Consider the following 1,745-nt stretch of genomic DNA (forward strand, 5'->3'; position numbering starts at 1 on the left):
GTCGAGGCACCCTATTTCTTGAATGAACTCGCCATTCTTGACAAGAACCGGTCGGTCGAACGTCCTGTAACTCATGTGATCCTCCATTCCGCACGTGGGTTGTTGTTGGTTCGGGTCATCATGCGATTGCATGCTCCGGCTCGGCCAACATGCCGCCGCCTCCACGCCCGGGCGGCACCGTTGCAAAGGCCGGGATTGGCGGCGGATCATCATCGTCATCTCGCCAGGGGCGCCGCATCCAACCGAGCCGGCTCTTCTTGCGGCGCCGGTCGAAAGACAGGCTGACGGTTCCCGACTCCTTTGAAACACGCGGTTCCCGCCCGGTTTCGTCCAGAAGGCGGAGTGCGCGAAGTATGTCGCTGACTTCCACGATGGCGCCGTTGTCCAATTGCCGCAACGCGGGATTGTCAGGAACCGCATGAACGTCGGAAGCCCAGAAAGCGAGCAAAGCCCGCTTTGCACCGATCGTCATCGTCTCCTCGTTCAGCACATCATCTGGCGTCCGCAATCCGGCGGATTCCGCGGCAAGATTTTTCGGTTCAGGTTGGTGAAAACTGTAAGTTCCGGTTCTCATCTCCATTCTCCGCGATCTGTGCCTCCCGGCCGAACCGGGAGGCGGACCGTAGATTTAGGTCCAGGGAATCAGGCGACCTCGCGTTGAGGCTCCGCATCCGAGTCGATCAACTGCTTCTTGCCGGGTTGCTCGAGCGAAACCGCTTTGGCTTCGGACCCTATCTCAATGCGCCGAGGCTTGAGTTCCTCGGGCACTTCGCGGACCAGGTCCACTGACAGCAAGCCATTCTCGAGGTTGGCCGCCTTGACCTTTACGTGGTCGGCAAGTTTGAACACCTGCTTGAAGTTGCCCGTCGCCAAGCCGCGATGAAGGACCTCCCGATTTTCCTGGTCGGGTTTCCTTTGGCCGACGACAGACAATTCGGGGCCGTTCTGCATGAGTTCGACCTCATCGAGAGCGAAGCCGGCGATAGCCATCGTAATGCGATAGTCGTTCTCGCCGGTCTTCTCGATATTGTAGGGAGGCCAGTCGGAGCGTACGCTTTTTTCGAGCATATCGAAGAGACGGTCGAAGCCGACCGTTGTGCGGTAAAGAGGGGTATAATCAGAGCTTCTCATAGCCATATCCTCCGTGAAGCAACATGGATTACGAGGCTGTCGCAGCGTCGCCGCGACGCCAGTATGTCGAGCCGAAGCCTCGACGGAAAACGATCTGGTAATCGTGTTTTTTTCCTTCAAGAGGGCGACAAAAATATTTTTGGCCGGCAGGCAGGTGCCCAAGGCGCTGCCTTGCGTGCTGGTGGCCACTGCGCGATGTTGACGCCAGGGGTGGATGCGAATCATGCGAAAAATTTTGATGTCAGGACTGCTGCTCGCGGCAGCCTTTTCCGCGAACCCGGCCCACGCGCTGGACAGCAGCGGCACGCCTGTCGTCGTGACCCCTCTTGCGTCGCGCACGACGACCGCGTCCGGCCAACCGATCACGCTGCCGCAGAAGAACGTGCAGGTGCTGGTCTCGACCTACGACATCGCGCCGGGCGCGACCTTGCCGGTCCACAGGCACCCTTTCCCGCGCTATGCCTATGTCCAGGCCGGCACGCTGAAGGTCACCAATGTCGAGACCGGCGACAGCAACACCTACAAGGCCGGCGATTTCATCATCGAAATGATCGGCCAGTGGCATCAGGCCACCAATATCGGTGATATCGAGGTGAAGCTTCTGGTGATCGATC

3 protein-coding genes are annotated in these 1,745 nt (G+C 59.1%); 1 reads left to right on the forward strand and 2 read right to left on the reverse strand.

Features of this window, described 5'->3' with window-relative positions; genetic code table 11:
• Positions 1 to 118: 118 nt before the first annotated feature.
• A complete protein-coding gene (locus EN994_RS29915) occupies positions 119 to 580 on the reverse strand; it encodes a hypothetical protein (protein ID WP_245441289.1) in 462 nt (153 codons plus the stop codon).
• Between the two features lie 62 nt (positions 581 to 642).
• Entirely contained in the window at positions 643 to 1,131 is a 489-nt protein-coding gene (locus EN994_RS29920) for an Hsp20 family protein (protein ID WP_013531273.1), read from the reverse strand.
• 223 nt (positions 1,132 to 1,354) lie between these two features.
• On the opposite strand from EN994_RS29920, the gene EN994_RS29925 reads away from it, so the two are divergent.
• The coding region (locus EN994_RS29925; RefSeq protein ID WP_164746351.1) for a cupin domain-containing protein at positions 1,355 to 1,745 on the forward strand (391 nt) is incomplete at its 3' end.

The organism is Mesorhizobium sp. M7A.F.Ca.CA.002.09.1.1 (genome assembly GCF_003998555.1).
Lineage (GTDB): Bacteria > Pseudomonadota > Alphaproteobacteria > Rhizobiales > Rhizobiaceae > Mesorhizobium > Mesorhizobium ciceri.